This is a genomic window from Kitasatospora sp. NPDC057015 (genome assembly GCF_042673745.1).
Lineage (GTDB): Bacteria > Actinomycetota > Actinomycetes > Streptomycetales > Streptomycetaceae > Kitasatospora.
The window spans coordinates 1-13878 of the sequence record NZ_JBHUSG010000061.1 but is presented as its reverse complement, the minus strand read 5'-3'; the positions used below and the strand labels follow the sequence as shown (position 1 = coordinate 13878).

10 protein-coding genes are annotated in these 13878 nt (G+C 75.0%); 6 read left to right on the top strand and 4 right to left on the bottom strand.

Annotation, left to right across the window (positions count from 1 at the left end; genetic code table 11):
• Positions 1 to 27 precede the first annotated feature (27 nt).
• Together ACFTWP_RS36530 and ACFTWP_RS36525 are read left to right on the top strand one after the other, a co-directional pair.
• Entirely contained in the window at positions 28 to 1353 is a 1326-nt protein-coding gene (locus ACFTWP_RS36530; protein WP_380269388.1) for a DUF1254 domain-containing protein, read from the top strand.
• A gap of 238 nt (positions 1354 to 1591) precedes the next feature.
• Positions 1592 to 2926 carry a DUF1254 domain-containing protein gene (locus ACFTWP_RS36525; protein WP_380269387.1) on the top strand — a complete coding sequence of 445 codons (1335 nt, stop codon included), beginning with the start codon at positions 1592 to 1594 and terminating at the stop codon, positions 2924 to 2926.
• Between the two features lie 43 nt (positions 2927 to 2969).
• On the opposite strand, the gene ACFTWP_RS36520 is transcribed toward ACFTWP_RS36525, so the two are convergent.
• Entirely contained in the window at positions 2970 to 5411 is a 2442-nt protein-coding gene (locus tag ACFTWP_RS36520; RefSeq protein WP_380269386.1) for a hypothetical protein, read from the bottom strand.
• A gap of 222 nt (positions 5412 to 5633) precedes the next feature.
• On the opposite strand from ACFTWP_RS36520, the gene radA reads away from it, so the two are divergent.
• The gene (gene radA / locus ACFTWP_RS36515) at positions 5634 to 7160 is read left to right on the top strand and encodes a DNA repair protein RadA (RefSeq protein ID WP_380269384.1); all 1527 of its coding nucleotides are present in this window, start codon (positions 5634 to 5636) and stop codon (positions 7158 to 7160) included.
• A 179-nt stretch (positions 7161 to 7339) separates the two neighbouring features.
• Positions 7340 to 8398 (top strand): DNA integrity scanning diadenylate cyclase DisA, encoded by a 1059-nt coding sequence (disA, locus tag ACFTWP_RS36510; protein ID WP_073924767.1) that lies wholly within the window; start codon positions 7340 to 7342, stop codon positions 8396 to 8398.
• 31 nt (positions 8399 to 8429) lie between these two features.
• Here disA and ACFTWP_RS36505 read toward each other — a convergent pair whose 3' ends face one another.
• Both ACFTWP_RS36505 and ACFTWP_RS36500 read right to left on the bottom strand, forming a co-directional pair.
• Complete coding sequence (locus tag ACFTWP_RS36505) at positions 8430 to 8882, bottom strand: hypothetical protein (RefSeq protein ID WP_380269383.1); 453 nt, start codon at positions 8880 to 8882, stop codon at positions 8430 to 8432.
• A 135-nt stretch (positions 8883 to 9017) separates the two neighbouring features.
• The gene (locus ACFTWP_RS36500) at positions 9018 to 9923 is read right to left on the bottom strand and encodes a hypothetical protein (RefSeq protein WP_380269382.1); all 906 of its coding nucleotides are present in this window, start codon (positions 9921 to 9923) and stop codon (positions 9018 to 9020) included.
• Between the two features lie 316 nt (positions 9924 to 10239).
• Here ACFTWP_RS36500 and ACFTWP_RS36495 point away from each other — a divergent pair, with 316 nt between their 5' ends.
• A complete protein-coding gene (locus ACFTWP_RS36495) occupies positions 10240 to 11133 on the top strand; it encodes an A/G-specific adenine glycosylase (RefSeq protein ID WP_380269381.1) in 894 nt (297 codons plus the stop codon).
• Positions 11134 to 11307: 174 nt separating this feature from the next.
• Here the strand turns inward: ACFTWP_RS36495 and ACFTWP_RS36490 are convergent, their stop codons facing one another.
• Positions 11308 to 12936, bottom strand: coding sequence for an MDR family MFS transporter (locus tag ACFTWP_RS36490; protein ID WP_380269380.1), 1629 nt, complete (start codon positions 12934 to 12936; stop codon positions 11308 to 11310).
• A gap of 217 nt (positions 12937 to 13153) precedes the next feature.
• Here ACFTWP_RS36490 and ACFTWP_RS36485 point away from each other — a divergent pair, with 217 nt between their 5' ends.
• Positions 13154 to 13771, top strand: a complete 618-nt coding sequence (locus ACFTWP_RS36485; RefSeq protein WP_380269379.1) for a TetR/AcrR family transcriptional regulator — start codon at positions 13154 to 13156, stop codon at positions 13769 to 13771.
• Positions 13772 to 13878: the final 107 nt, after the last annotated feature.

The following is a 13878-nucleotide window of genomic DNA, read 5'->3' as shown; positions in this document are numbered from 1 at the left end:
GAGTGCAGCCTAGGAGAGATCGTCCGTATGGGAAACCCGACGCTCGTTGACCCGGCCACCGTCCGCCAGACCGCCGCCGAGGCGTGGATCTGGGGATACGCCCTCCTGGAGAACTACCGCACGATGTACCCGCAGGCCGTCGACGACGCGGACCCCCGCCACGTCGGCGGCTTCGGCGTCTTCCGGCACTACCCGCAGCCGTTCACGCCGGCCAACACGGACGTCGTCACCCCCAACAACGACACCCCGTACTCCTGGGCCTGGCTCGACCTGCGGGCCGAGCCGTGGGTCGTCTCGGTGCCCGCCGAGGACCGCTACTACGTGATCCCGCTGCACGAGCTGGACACGGTGTACGCGGGCTTCGTCGGGGCCCGCACCACCGGGCAGCAAGCGGGGGACTACCTGGTCGCGGGTCCGGGCTGGCAGGGCGAGGTGCCCGCGGGCATCGACGGCGTGATCCGCACGGCCACCCAGCTGATCGGCGTCCTGGGCCGGACGTACCTGGCGGGCACCTCGCCCGAGGCGGTGGAGGAACTGGCGGCGATCCAGCGGCAGTACCGGCTCCGCCCGCTGCACGAGTACGCCGGTACCGAGGCCCCGCCGCCCGCGCCGCAGCCGGTCTGGCCGGTCTGGCGGGAGGAGGTGCTCGACACCATCGAGTTCTTCAGCTTCCTGGACTTCCTGCTGGGCTTCTTCCCCGTGCTGCCCGCCGAGGCGGACCTGCGCCGCCGGCTCGCGGCCCTGGGCATCGACGGCCGGGGCGAGTTCGAGCCCGCCGTGCTGCCGGCGGAGCTGCGCGGCGAGATCGAGGGCGGGATCGCCGACGGCCGGGCGGAGCTCGACCGGGCGGCGGCCGGGGCCACCAGCGGGGTGGGCCTCTTCGGCACCCGGGAGCAGCTCGGCGATGACTACCTGAAGCGGGCCGTCGGCGCCAGGGAGGGCCTCTACGGCCTGCCCGTGGAGGAGGCCTGGTACGGCGGCTGGCTGGTCGACAGCGAGGGCAACCGGCCGCCGAACGCCGCCGACCGCGACTACGTGCTGCGGTTCGCGCCCGACGCCCTGCCGCCGGCCGCGTTCTTCTGGTCGGCCACCGTGTACGCGCTGCCGCACCGGCAGCTGGTGGACAACCCGATCAACCGGTACTCGATCGGCGACCGGACCCCCGGGTTGGTCCGCGACCCCGACGGCGGCCTCGCCCTGTACGTGCAGGTCAAGCGACCGGCCGACGCCGAGCACAGCGCCAACTGGCTGCCCGCGCCGGACGGCCCGTTCAGCCTCGTCATCCGGGTGTACGGGCCCGGCCCGTCCGTTCTGGACGGCAGTTGGACGCTGCCAGCGCTGACGCCGCGCTGATGCTCCCCGCACTGACACCGTCGCACTGACGCCGCGCTGATGCTCCCCGCACTGACACCGTCGCACTGACGCCGCGCTGATGCTGCCCGCGCTGACGCCGCGCTGAACCGGGAACCGCCTTCGCGCACCGGCCCCCCGGTCGCGGATCGCCGGCCCCGCCCCCGTTCGAGTCGCCCCCGCACGTCCGGACCTGTGCCGGCCGCCCCCGTGTCGCCCCTCCCGTCCGGAAGGACCCCGCATGATCGAGCCCGCACTCGAAGCCCTCGCCGCCGACGCCTACATCTACGGCTACCCCCTGGTGGCCGACCTCTCGTCGGTCGACCAGATCGGGACCGAGGGCCTCGGCAGCCTCCCGCCCACGTCCTTCAACCGGTTCGGCCACGCGTCGCGGTTGGCCACCCCGGCGGACGAGTTCGTCTCGGTCAACAACGACACCGTCTACTCGGTCGCCCTGCTGGACCTCTCGGTGGGTCCGCTCGAACTGCACGTGCCGGACACCTCCGGCCGCTACCTCGTGCTGCAGTTCGTCGACGCCTGGAGCAACAACTTCGCCTACGTGGGCCGCCGGGCGAGCGGAACCGCCGAGCAGACCTGGCTGGTCGTCCCGCCCGGCTGGCACGGGTCGCCGCCGGCGGGCGTCCGGGTGATCACCTCGCCGACCACCGTCGCCACCGTGGTCGGCCGGATCGCCTGCGACGGGCCGGCCGACCTGCCGCGGATCGCGGAACTCCAGGCCCGCCTGACGATCGCCCCGCTGGAGCCCGGCGGCGTCGCGGCCGGACTGCCCCGGCCGGACCCGTCCGTGCCGGAGGAGCTGGCCTTCTTCGAACGACTGCGGGTCTGGATGCCCGCCTTCCCGCCCGCCGCCGCCGACGTCGAGTACCAGCAGCGGTTCGCGCCACTGGGGCTGCTGGACGCCGGCCCGTCGCCCTACCGCGCGGCCGCCCCCGAGTGGGCGGCCGCCCTGGCCGGAGGCGTGGCCGCGGGGCGGCAGCGGGTGGAGGAGGCGACCCGTCCGCCCGAGGGCCGCCCGACCGGTGACTGGAGCGCCAACCTGCACCTGTTCGACTACAACCTCGACTTCCTGGGCCCCGGCACGGTCGACGATCCGCAGTGGCGGATCGCCGACCGCCGCGCCGCGTACCTGACCAGGGCGGCGGCGGCCCGGGCCGGTCTCTGGGGCAATCACGCGTACGAGGCGGTGTACGCGACCGCCTACCAGGACGCGGAGGGCCGACAGCTCACGGGCGCCCACGCGTACACGATGCGCTTCGACGCCCCACCGCCCGTCGACGCCTTCTGGTCCGTCACCATGTACGCCATGCCGGACTACCACCTGGTCGCCAACCCGATCGAGCGGTACTCGATCGGGGACCGGACGCCCGGGCTGGTGCGCGGCGACGACGGGTCGCTGACGCTGGTGCTGCAGCGGGAACGGCCGGCCGATCCCGTGGAGGCGGCCAACTGGCTGCCCACGCCGCCCGGCGACTTCCGGCCGATGGTCAGGCTCTACCAACCGCAGGCGGCGCTGCTCGCCGGCACCTACCGGTTGCCGCCGATCGAGCCGCGCTGAGGCCCGTACCGTCCGACCACCCGGGCCGGCCGCCGCCGTGCGGTCACCCGGCCGTCCGATGGTCCTGCGGCTCGGCCGCGTCGCCGCTCCGCTGCCGGTGCCGGGCGCCCGGCTCCGCCGGGGCGGTCGAGCCGGCGGCGGGCGAGGCTTCCGGCGCCGGCGTGGTCGGGGCGGTCGTGGCCGAGCCGCCGTCCGCCGGGGAGCCGGTCGGGCCGGTGGTGGGGGCCGGGGTCGCCGGCGGTGCGGTGGGGGGAGGTGTGGCGGAGCCGGTCGGCGACCCGCCCGGCGGGGTGGCCGGGGCGCTCCCGGAGGAGTCCGTCGGACCGCCGCCCGTCCCGCCCGCGGGGGTGCCGGTCGCGGGGCCCTCCGAGGGGCTACCGGCGCCGGTGCCAGTAGCCGGGTCGGCCGGGGTGGAGGCACTCCCGCCGCGCTGCTGCGGGCCGCCCTCCAGGGTGACCACGGCCTGCGAGGGCGGCAGGGCGATCCTGGCCGTCCAGGCGGTGTGCGGGGCCCGCTCCTCGTCGACCGTCACGGTGACGGTGATCCGCTGCCCCGGAGCGAGCGTCCCGGCGTCCCGGCTGAGGCGGAGCCAGTCCACGTCCAGGACGGCGTGCCAGTGGATCTCCGTGCCACCGGAGTTGGTCAGGGTGACCACGGTGCGGCTGCCGTACTCGGCGGCCTCGACGGTGAGCAGCCCGACCGCCGCCGGCCCGGGGGCGGCCGGCAACGGCGCGGGGGTGGAGCGCAGTGCGGGGCTGGCGATCGGTGTGGCGCCGAAGGCGGGCACCGGTACGGCGGGGCCCTGGATCCTGGGGAACGACGTCTCGGCGGGGAGGCCCCCCGCCAGCTCCAGACCTCCGCCGGCGCGGTCGGCGCCGCGGTCCGCACCGGAGCCGAGCGGGGGCTGAGCCACCGGCAGGCCCTCGCCCGCCCGGTTGCCCCGCTCCCGGGTGCCGTCGCTGTCGCCGTCGACCCGCACCGAGGACACCGTGGCGGCCGCGCCCGCGCCGCCGTCCTGATGGGCGGCCCAGAGCGCGACCACCGGGGCGGCCAGGACCGCGGCGAGGACCCCGGTGGTCAGCACCCGCTGCCGGACCGCCCCGGACCGCCCGGGCCCGGTCGCGCGGTGCCGGGGGAAGCCGCGCTGGTCGAAGCGCAGGCCCGGTTCCTCGGCCCGGGCCCGGCCCGCCCGCGCGGCCCGGCGCCCGGCGGCCGCGCCGGCCAGGAACGCCGCCCCGGCCGGCCCCGAGCGGCCCCCGGGCCGGTCGCCACCGGTGCCCCGCCCGGGGGCGGGGCCGCGCGCGGGGCGGGGCTGACGGACGGGGGAGTGGACGGGCGCCGGGTCGAGGACGGTCGGTGCCTCGGTCGCGCCGTCCGGCGTGGTGGTCGATGCCGCAGCGGCCGCCGTGCGGTGCAGTCCCGCTCCACCGCGCGCCGCTCCGCCGGATCCCGTCCCGCCGGCCGTCCGGTCCGTCCCCGTCCCGTCCTGCGGTGCCTCGCCGCCCGTGCCGCCGTCGCCCGTGCCGCCGTGGCCCGTGCCGCCGTGGCCCGCACCGCCGTCAGGCACCGTCGCCGGTCGGGGCGCGGGCGTCCGGGCCGCCTCCGGGGCGGAGAGCACCGGCAGCCCGGGCAGGCCGGTGAGCCCCTCGCGCACCTCGCCGGCGACCCGTTCCGCGGTGCCCCGGCAGGTCGGGCAGTCGACCACGTGCTGCACGAGTTCGCGGCGCAGCCCCGGGCCGAGCACCCGGCCGCCCTGTCCGCCGTCCGGCTGCGGCCCGCGCCCGGCCGCCGGGCCGGCCGAGACGGGCCCGCACCAGCTCTCGGCCCCGGCGCCCGCCAGCCGGTCCAGCTCCGGGCAGCTGCCCACCAGCAGGACCAGCAGGGCCGCCCTGGTCCGCCGGACCTCGGTGCCGCCGGAGGCCAGCAGGGCGCGGGCGGTGTCGGCCGGCACCCCGAGCACCGCCGCCACCTCGATCGGGCTGAGCCGGTGGCGGACCGCCAGTTCCAGGGCCTCGCGTTGCTCCGGGTCCGTCCCGGCGGCCTCGGGCCAGGCCAGCGAGGCCAGCTCCCGGCGGCGTTCGCCGGCCGTGGTCGCGGCCGGTCCGCGGCCGTGGCCGTCACCGGGGCCGTCACCGGGGCCGCCGGCCGCGCCGGGCCCGCCGTCGGGGAGGCCGCCGGTGAGGGTTCCGGAGGGCCACCGTCCCGGGCCGTGCTCCTCCGCCCCGACCGGCGCCGCCGTTCCGGGGCCGTGCTCCAGCCGGTACAGGCAGCAGTACCTGGCCAGCGAGTACAGCCAGGCTCTCAGCAGGCCCGGTTCGGCCAGTCGCGGGCCGTGCCGCAGGGCCAGCTCGCGGACCTCCCGGACGGCCTCGACCGCCGCCTCGTGCTCGCAGAGCACCGAGAGGCAGTAGGTGAACAGCCCGTCCAGCTGGCCGTCGCAGGCCGCCAGCACCTCGTTGCGGGACCTTTCCACACTCGTAGTCACCCGCCCGACGGTAGAGAGCCGGCGGGCCGCGGCCGGGCGATTCGGGGCCGTTGTACTTCTTTCGGGTAACAACACGACCGGGCCGTGTCCCCCGCGCCCCGGCCCTCCGCGGTCCGTGTCGGCTGCCACCCGCCCCCGCCCCCGGGCCGTGGTCCGGTCGGGGACGGCGCGGACCGCCCGGGGCGGCGCCGACTGTCCGAGGCAGGCACTACGGTGGGCCGCATGGCTGCCCGTACCAAGACCACCGCCAAGCCGCGCCCGGCCTACCGCTGCACCGAGTGCGGCAACCAGCTGCCGAAGTGGGTCGGCCGCTGCCCCGAGTGCAACGCCTGGGGCACGGTCGAGGAGTACGGCGCCGTCCCGATCCGGACGACGGCCGCCGGGCCGGTGAGCGCGCCGGCCCGGCCGATCGGCCAGGTCGACGGCCAGGTGGCGACCGCGCGGACGACCGGCGTGCCCGAGCTCGACCGGGTGCTCGGCGGCGGGATCGTGCCCGGCGCGGTGGTGCTGCTGGCGGGTGAGCCGGGTGTCGGCAAGTCCACCCTGCTGCTGGACGTCGCGGCCAAGGCGGCCAGCGACCAGCACCGCACGCTGTACGTCACCGGCGAGGAGTCCGCCGGCCAGGTCCGGTTGCGCGCGGACCGGATCAACGCGCTCTCCGACCACCTCTACCTCGCCGCCGAGTCCGACCTCGGCGCGGTGCTCGGCCACATCGACCAGGTCAACCCCGGGCTGCTGATCCTCGACTCGGTGCAGACCATCGCCTCCGCCGAGCTGGACGGCGCGCCCGGCGGTCCGTCCCAGGTCCGCGAGGTGGCGGGGGCACTGATCCGGGTCTCCAAGGAGCGCGGCATGGCCACGCTGCTGGTCGGGCACGTCACCAAGGACGGCTCGATCGCCGGGCCGCGCCTGCTGGAGCACCTGGTCGACGTGGTGCTCAGCTTCGAGGGGGACCGGCACGCCCGGCTGCGCATCATCCGCGGCATCAAGAACCGGTACGGCGCGACCGACGAGGTCGGCTGCTTCGAGCTGCACGACGAGGGCATCGTCGGCCTGGCGGATCCCTCCGGCCTCTTCCTGACCCGCCGCGACAAGCCCGTCCCGGGCACCTGCCTGACCGTCACGCTGGAGGGCCGCCGTCCGCTGGTCGCCGAGGTGCAGGCGCTGATGGTGGATTCGCAGATCCCCTCGCCCCGGCGGACCACCTCCGGCCTGGAGTCGCCCCGGATCGCGATGATCCTGGCCGTGGTCGAGCGGCACGGCGGGGTCAAGCTCGGCAAGCAGGACATCTACACCGCGACGGTCGGCGGAGTGAAGCTGACCGAGCCCTCCGCCGACCTGGCGATCGCCCTCGCCGTCGCCAGCTCCTCCTCCGACACCCCGCTGCCCAGCAACCTGGTGGCGATCGGCGAGGTCGGCCTGGCGGGCGAGGTCCGCCGGGTGACCGGCGTGCAGCGGCGGCTGGCGGAGGCTCACCGGCTGGGCTTCACCCACGCCCTCGTCCCGCCGGACCCGGGGAAGGTGCCGCGCGGCATGAAGGTGGTCGAGGTCGCCGACATCGGCGAGGCCCTGCGGGCCATCCCCGGGCGCCGCCGGGCAGCGGCCAAACCGCGCTCGGAGGCCCGCGCCGAGGCTCGTGCCGAAGCCCCCTCCGAGGCACCTCCGGCACCCCGCCGGGCACCGGTCGCGGCCTACCCCGAGGAGCTGATGGAGGGCTGGGAGCCGGTCGACTCCGACGAACTGGGCTGACCCCGGCCCTGTTATTGCCGCACGCAGTTAGACTTTCCCCTGTCTAATTGGCAATAAGGCAGTAATGAGCGCGAGAGACCGTAGGCCGGCGCACGGCGCGGGGCGCACGGCAGGTCGACCGGAGGAGTCACGTGGCAGCCAGCGACCGGGCGGACAAGTCCTCCCGTGAGGAGGCCCTGTTGCGGGCTTCCCTCAGTGCCATCGCGCCGGGGACGGGGCTGCGCGACGGCTTGGAGCGGGTGCTGCGGGCCAACACCGGCGGGCTGATCGTGCTCGGCTTCGACAAGACCGTCGAGTCGGTGTGCACGGGCGGCTTCGTCCTGGACGTCGAGTTCTCCGCGACCCGGCTGCGCGAGCTCTGCAAGCTCGACGGCGCGGTGGTGCTCGACAAGGACATCACCAAGATCGTCCGGGCCGGGGTGCACCTGATGCCGGACCCGGGCATCCCCACCGAGGAGACCGGCACCCGCCACCGCACCGCGGAGCGCGTCAACAAGCAGACCGGGTTCCCGGTGGTCGCGGTGTCGCACTCGATGCGCCTGATCGCGATGTACGTCAACGGCACCCGGCGGGTCCTGGAGGACTCGACCACCGTGCTGTCGCGCGCCAACCAGGCGCTGGCCACCCTGGAGCGCTACAAGCTGCGCCTGGACGAGGTGGCCGGCACGCTCTCCGCCCTGGAGATCGAGGACCTGGTCACCGTCCGGGACGTCACCGCCGTCGCCCAGCGGCTGGAGATGGTCCGGCTGATCGCCACCGAGATCGCCGGGTACGTGCTGGAGCTCGGCACCGACGGCCGGCTCCTCTCGCTCCAGCTCGACGAGCTGATCCAGGGCGTCGAGCCCGAGCGCGAGCTGGTCGCCCGCGACTACTTCCCCGAGCGGGCCGCCAAGCGCGGGCGGACCGTCCCCGAGGTGCTGGCCGACCTGGAGGCGCTCACCCACTCCGAGCTGCTCGACCTGCAGACCGTCGCCAAGGCGCTCGGCTACTCGGGCACCCCGGAGTCGCTGGACTCCGCCGTCTCCCCGCGCGGCTACCGCCTGCTGGCGAAGATCCCGCGACTGCCGAACACCGTGATGGAGCGGCTGGTCGAGCACTTCGGCGGGCTGCAGAAGCTGCTCGCGGCCAGCATCGACGATCTGCAGACGGTCGAGGGCGTCGGCGAGACCCGGGCCCGCTCGGTCCGTGAGGGGCTGTCGCGGCTCGCGGAGTCGTCCATCCTGGAGCGCTACGTCTGATCCGCCGGGTCCGACCCGCCGCGGCTGATCCCTACATCCGGTCCGCGGCGGCGTCCGGCCTCGCCGGGTCCGACCCGCCTACGTCGTCCCGCAGAGGTTCGCGCGGGGTGTCGCGCCGGGCCGCGTACTCGTCGGTGAGGATGCTGCAGGTGCAGTGGTCACCGGTGCAGTGGTCACCGGTGCACGGGGAGCCGGTCTCGGCGCCGTAGGGGCCCAGGCCGGCCATGAGGCGCAGTACCTCGGCGCGTTCCGGCACGGTGAGGGCGGGCGGCGTCGTCCGGGGCGGCAACCGCCAGGCGGCCGGGGCGTCGTCCAGGTCGCCGACGACTCGCCCGTCGACGAACAGGGTGAAGAGGGGATGCTCGGGAAAGTCGTTCAGCCGAAGGACCCACCGGCGTCCGTCGGCCCGGGCCGTGTAGGGGAAGACACCGCTGCCGGTGGCGTGCCAGGTGGCCTGCGGGGGCGGTGTCGGCAGAGGGCTCACGATCGGATCTCCCGGGGGCGACGGGTCGGACAGGGGCTGCCAGGGCGTTCTACGGCCCGCCGGGTTCGACCCTCCCGCCGGCGCCGACCCCCCGCCTGCTCCGGCTCGGTCGCCCTCTCCGGCTCGATCGCCCGCTCAGCTCTCCAGGCGGATGGAGGAGCGGGCGGAGACCAGGCCGCCGGAGAGGCCGGAGAGGTCGGCCACCACGAGGTAGTTCCCGGTGGGTGCGGGCGAGGTGTCGGGGGAGGCGCACTGCGGCTTGCTGCGGCTGCGGTCCCAGGTGAAGGTCTCGGTCAGGCCGCTGCCGGCCGCGATCTGCACCCAGGTGCTCTGACGGTCCGTGGGGCAGTCGCCCGAGGACCAGATCCGCTCGCCGTTGCTGGCGCTCAGGGTGACCAGCGAGCTCGCCCGGCCCAGGTCCACCCGGCAGCCGGCCTGCCCGGCGTTGCGCACCGTCAGGGCCAGCCGGGGCTTGTCCTTGGGCTGGTAGGCGTTCTGAGCGCTCGACAGTTCCAGCGTCACCTGCGAGGAGGCGCAGACCGGCAGGGCCATCACCTCGGCGGTGTTGACCGGCGGGGTGCCGGAGCCGCCGCCCGTGGTGCCGCCCGCCCCGCCGCTGCCGCCGCTCGTGCCGCCACCGCTCGTACCGCCGCCGGCCGTGCCGGGGGCGGCCGTTCCGCCCGGGGCCGTGCCGGCGCCGGGAGCGGGGGCTCCGCCGTCCGCGCCGCCCGAGGTCAGGCTGACGTCGCCGCCGCCGGACCCCGAGACTCCGCCCGAGCCTGAGCCGCCGCCCGAGCCGCCGCCGGGGCCGCCGGGGCGGCCCGTGATGGCCGGGCCGGTCGGCGCCGCGCCGGGGGTGATCGCCTGGGCCGGGGACGAGACGGGCTTGGCCGTCTGGTCCTTCCCCCCGCCACCCCCCTGATCGGATGTCAGCCAGAGGACCAGGGCCAGGACCGCGGCCAGGGCGACGAGCACGACGACTCGCCGACGCCAGTAGATCGAGGCCGGCAGCGGTCCCACGGGTTGACGCAGAGAAGGCACGCGCAAACTCTACGAGAGAGTGTGCGTCCCTTGACGCACCAACACCGCACTCCGGCCCCTTCCTTCACATGATCCGCAATTTGGGCCGGATGGGGGAGCCGCCCGCCGCCACCCGGGTGGGAGGCGGCGACGGGGTGCTTGGTGCACGGAGGGCGCCAGCGGGACGGGCGCCGCCGGGGCGGGCCCGGCGCGGACGCCGATCCGAGGGCGTGCGGAGGGAGCGTCCGAGCGGCGTCGGCCCGGCGGAGGAAGCACCGGCGGCCGGGGCGACGATCCGGCACGGCGGGCACCGCGCGCGTGGGAGGATCGGGGTGTCATGGCTACCACTTCCACCGCACCCGCGCCGCTGCTGCACTCGACCGTGCTCGGCTGGTACGAGGCCCATGCCCGCGATCTGCCCTGGCGCACCCCGGACGCCTCGCCCTGGGCGGTGATGGTCAGCGAGTTCATGCTGCAGCAGACGCCGGTCAAGCGGGTGCTGCCGGTCTACGAGGCTTGGCTGGAGCGCTGGCCCACACCGGCCGACCTGGCGGCGGACGCGCCGGGCGAGGCCGTCCGGATGTGGGGGCGGCTCGGCTACCCGCGGCGCGCGCTGCGCCTGCACGGCGCCGCCACCGCGATCACCACGACGCACGGCGGCGAGGTGCCGGAGGACCACGCGGCCCTGCTCGCCCTGCCGGGCGTGGGCGAGTACACGGCCGCCGCGGTGGCCTCCTTCGCCTTCCGCCAGCGGCACGTGGTGCTGGACACCAACGTCCGGCGGGTGTTCGCCCGGGCGGTGACCGGAGTCGAGTACCCGGCGCAGGCGACCACGGCGGCCGAGCGACGGACGGCCACCACGCTGCTGCCGGAGTCCGCGGAGACGGCCGCGACCTGGGCGGTCGGCGTGATGGAGCTGGGCGCGCTGGTCTGTACGGCGCGCAGCCCGGAGTGCGGCGCCTGCCCGTTGAAGCGGTACTGCGCCTGGCAGGCGGCGGGCCGCCCGCCGTACGAGGGCCCGGCCCGCCGGGGGCAGACCTACGAGGGCACCGACCGGCAGGTTCGGGGCAAGCTCCTCGCCGTCCTGCGGGAGGCCCACGGCGAGGTGGAGCAGGCCCGGCTGGACGCGGTCTGGCCGGAGCCGGTGCAGCGGGCCAGGGCACTGGACGGCCTGGTCGCGGACGGCCTGGTGGAGCCGGTGGCCCAGGGCGTCTACCGGCTGCCGCGGTAGGTCGCGGCCCGTCCGGGAGCCCCCCGTCCGGAGCTCCGGAGCGGTCGGAGCGGCCGGAGCGGTCTGACTGGTCTGAGCGGTTCGGGGGGGCCGAGCGGCCCGAGCCGCCGGGGCGGACGCGGACATGCGCCGGCCCCGCCGCGACCGGTGTCGCGACGGGGCCGGCGGGGTGGATCAGACGGCGGCGGCTTCGAGGTTCTTCTCGGCCGGCTGACCGGTGCCGCGCAGCGGCACCTCACGCATGAAGACGGCGGCGGCGACGGCGATCAGCGCGGCCGCGGCGCCCCACAGGAACACCGTGTGCATGCCGTTGGCGACGGCGTGGTGGTACGCGTCCTGCACCGGCGCGGGCAGCGTGCGCAGCGCGGCCGGGGTCATCTGGCCGGGGTTCGCGCCGGCGCTCGCGCCGGCCTGCTCGCCCAGGCGCTCCTGCATGGTGGCGGTGACCCGGTTGTTGAACAGTGCGCCGAACAGTGCGACACCGAAGGAGCCGCCGATGGTCCGGAACAGGGTGGCGGTGGAGCTGGCCACGCCCATGTCCTTGAGCTCGACGCTGTTCTGCGCGACCAGCATGGTGATCTGCATCAGGAAGCCCATGCCGGCACCGAGCACCACCATGTAGCAGGCGGAGGTGAAGGTGCTGGTGTCGGTGGACAGCCGGGAGAGCAGCAGCATGCCGCCGGTCATCACGATGGTGCCGATGATCGGGAAGATCCGGTACTTGCCGGTCTTGGTGACGGCCTGGCCGACCACCAGCGAGATCACCAGCATGCCGAGCATCATCGGCATCAGCAGCAGACCGGAGTTGGTCGCCGAGGCGCCCTGGACGGTCTGCTGGTAGAGCGGCAGGAAGACGGTGGAGCCGAACATCACGAAGCCGACGATGAAGCCGATCAGCGAGACCAGCGTGAAGTTGCGGTTGCTGAACAGGGTGAGCGGGAGCATCGGCTCCTCGACCCGCTGCTCGACGTAGCAGAAGGCGATCAGCGAGGCGGCGGCGAGCGCGGCCAGGCCGAGGATCTGCTTCGAGCCCCACGCGTACTCCTGGCCGCCCCAGGTGGTGATCAGGGTCAGCGCGACGATGCCGGTGGTGAGCAGGACGGCGCCGAGGTAGTCGATCCGGGCGGTGGAGCGGACCTTGGGCAGGTGCAGGGTGGCCACGACGACGGCCAGCGCGACGATGCCCAGCGGCAGGTTGATGTAGAAGATCCAGTGCCAGCTGAAGTGGTCGGTGATGAAGCCGCCGAGCAGCGGGCCGCCGATGGTGGCCAGGGCCATCACGGCGGCGAACATGCCCTGGTACTTGCCGCGGTCGCGGGGCGGGATCAGCGCGCCCATGATCGACATCACGCCGACCATCAGACCACCGGCGCCGAGGCCCTGGAGGGCGCGGAAGCCGATCAGCTCGCCCATGTTCTGGGAGAGCCCGGAGAGCGCCGAGCCGACCAGGAAGATCACGATCGAGGTGAGGAAGGTGCCCTTGCGGCCGTAGAGGTCGCCGAGCTTGCCCCAGATCGGGGTGGAGGCCGCCGTGGCCAGGGTGTAGGAGGTGACCACCCAGGCCAGGTGCTCGCCGCCCCCGAGGTCGCCGACGATGGTCGGCATCGCGGTGCCGACGATCAGGTTGTCGAGCATGGCGAGCAGCATGGTGACGACCAGGCCGGTCATCACCAGCCGGATCTCGCGGGGGGAGCGGACCTGCTCCTCGGTCGCCTTGGCGGCGGCTGCGGGGCCGTCGGGGGAGGCCTCCCCGGCTGCTGCGGCGGAGTTGTCCGCCGCGCTCCCGACCTGCTTCTGTGGCATTGCGCTTCTCCCAGGAGAGGGTGCCGATCGTCGTGTGACCATCGTACTTACTTGACGACCGGCTAGTTATACTTTCGTCGGCACGGTAGGTTGTCCTGAGCCGGGCGTCAAGCCGGTTTCGGCGGTGGACCCGTGGGCGGGGAGAATGGACCCAGGGGTGAGCGTCCGGACCGGTACTCGCCTACCGTCAACGCAGTCTGAGGCAGGCCAGGACGCCATGGGTACGACGCAGAGCCCCCGTAGTGACACTCGGGAGCGCATCATCCGGGTGGCGTTGGAGCTCTTCTCCGAGCAGGGGTACGAGCAGACCTCGCTGCGCGAGATCGCCGACCGCCTGGGCGTGACCAAGGCGGCGCTGTACTACCACTTCAAGACCAAGGACGACATCGTCCACGGCATCGTCGACAGCATGGCGGCGCCGATCGACGAGGCGATCGCCTGGGGCGAGCAGAAGCCGTGGTCGCCCGAGCTGCGCGACGAGCTGGTCCGGCGGTTCGCGGCCGGGATGGCCGAGCGGGCGCCGCTGCTGCGCTTCTTCCACGAGAACCAGCCCGCGCTGCGCGACTCGCCGTCCGGGCTGGAGTTCAAGGCGCGGATGATCGCGATGATCCGTCTGGTGCACGGTCCGGGCGCGAGCTACCAGGACCGCCTGCGCGCCAGCATGGCGCTGCTCACCATCAACTCCGCCCTGTTCCTGCTCAAGCAGGACCTCGCCGACGGGGAGGCGGCGCCCTGCGACACCGGGCCGCGGGTCGCGACCCTGGCGGAGAGCCTGTCGGCCGCCCTTGAGGTGTCGCTGGAGATCGCGGCCCTGATCGAGCCCAGGGACGTCTGAGGCGGCACCGGCCACGGCGAGTGGTGAACGACGACGGCAACGGCAGCGGCCGACCGGGGGGCGTACCCCGTCGGGCGCGGACGTTGGCGACGGCCCCCCGCGCGGCG